Below are 1,596 nucleotides of genomic sequence, written 5' to 3'. Positions count from 1 at the left end.
CAGGCGGGCAAAGTAAGCTTCGGAGACAGCGGTACTGCCAGAGGAGGCTTCGATAATCGTCGTGCCTTCCTTAATCCAGCCGTTGCTGAGGCCGTACAAAAACAGCGAGCGTGCCAGCCGGTGTTTAAGGCTCCCTGTGGGGTGGGTGCTTTCGTCCTTCAGATAAAAAAAGATGCCGGGATAGGCGGGTAGCGTCAGGCGGATGAGGTGCGTATCTGCGGAACGTTGAAAATCAGCTTCAATCGCGCTGACGGCATTTTTAACCCATGAGTTAGTCATAAGGAACTTCCGTTGTATCTGAAGGATACGCTTAGACTACCGTGGTCACGAGGAAAAAATATTGCATAATTTTCTTTATTTGGACTAAATTATGGAAAATTTTTCCATGGCTATCCCATATGCTAGATAAAATTGATCGCGCTTTGCTCTCTCTTCTACAACGTGACTGTACGCTCTCGCTGCAGGTATTGGCCGAGACTGTCAATCTTACGTCGACACCGTGTTGGAAAAGGCTGAAGCGTTTGGAAGAGTCTGGGTATATCAAGGCACGTGTTGCCTTGTTGGATAACGAACGGCTGGGATTGGGGTTAACGGCTTTTGTGCTCCTGAAAACTCAGCAACATAATAGCGACTGGTATCAAGATTTCTGCCGTTTTGTTTCCGATATGCCCGAAGTGTTGTCCTTTTATCGCATGGCCGGTGAGTATGATTACCTGATGCAGGTCCAGGTAGAGGATATGAAAAACTATGACAACTTCTACAAGCGTCTCGTTAAAGGCATTCCAAGTTTGGTAGACGTCACGTCCAGCTTTGCGATGGAAGAGATAAAACACACAACAGCACTGCCGATTAAGGTCTAAATTTATCCATTAGGGCAATCATGTATACTACTGTTCTGCTCGCAATAATAATGATGCTACTAGCTTTGGAATGAAGACCGCGTGAGACTTTTTGCTCAACTAGGATGGTATTTCCGCCGTGAATGGAAGCGTTATCTGGGGGCGGTGATCCTCTTAATCGTTATCGCAATACTGCAATTGCTGCCTCCGGCTCTGGTCGGGATTGTCGTCGATGGCGTAACGCAACATGAGATGCCAGCCGCTACCGCGATGGGGTGGATTGGGTTCATGGCGCTGTCCGCGGTTCTGACCTACCTGCTGCGATATTTCTGGCGCATTCTATTGTTTGGTGCGTCTTATCAATTGGCCGTGGAGTTACGTGGCGACTTTTACCGTCAACTGAGCCGTCAGCATCCTGCCTTTTATTTACGTCACCGCACCGGAGATTTGATCGCGAGAGCCACCAACGACGTAGACCGCGTGGTGTTTGCCGCCGGTGAAGGCGTGCTGACGTTTGTCGACTCTTTGATGATGGGGTGCGCCGTCTTGGTGGTGATGTGCACACAGCTTAGCTGGCAGCTGACGCTGCTGTCGTTGGCACCGATGCCGATTATGGCCATCATCATCAAACACTACGGCACGCAGTTGCACCACCGCTTCAAAGCCGCTCAGGCCGCGTTTTCTATGCTGAATAACCAGACGCAGGAAAGTCTGACCAGCATCCGCATGATCAAGTCGTTCGGGCTGGAAGATTACC

The 1,596-nt window shown here is 49.9% G+C and carries 3 protein-coding genes; 2 read left to right on the top strand and 1 reads right to left on the bottom strand.

What is annotated here, in order from left to right; translation table 11 throughout:
- A partial coding sequence (locus AU511_RS16815) for a pyridoxal-phosphate dependent enzyme (RefSeq protein ID WP_139829425.1) occupies positions 1 to 279 on the bottom strand: 279 nt, incomplete at its 3' end.
- A gap of 119 nt (positions 280 to 398) precedes the next feature.
- Here AU511_RS16815 and AU511_RS16810 point away from each other — a divergent pair.
- Together AU511_RS16810 and AU511_RS16805 are read left to right on the top strand one after the other, a co-directional pair.
- Complete coding sequence (locus AU511_RS16810) at positions 399 to 860, top strand: Lrp/AsnC family transcriptional regulator (protein WP_094110358.1); 462 nt, start codon at positions 399 to 401, stop codon at positions 858 to 860.
- An 81-nt stretch (positions 861 to 941) separates the two neighbouring features.
- Positions 942 to 1,596 (top strand): ABC transporter transmembrane domain-containing protein (locus tag AU511_RS16805; RefSeq protein WP_240503877.1); only part of this gene is annotated, 655 nt, incomplete at its 3' end.

The sequence above is a fragment of the Lonsdalea iberica genome, from assembly GCF_002111585.1.
GTDB classification, from domain to species: Bacteria; Pseudomonadota; Gammaproteobacteria; order Enterobacterales; family Enterobacteriaceae; genus Lonsdalea; species Lonsdalea iberica.
This window is presented reverse-complemented; position numbering and strand designations above follow the sequence as displayed.

Bases quoted from the DNA above. Each gene is read 5' to 3' on its own strand.
- AU511_RS16810 (WP_094110358.1), top strand. From the start codon at position 399: ATGCTAGATAAAATTGATCGCGCTTTGCTCTCTCTTCTACAACGTGAC.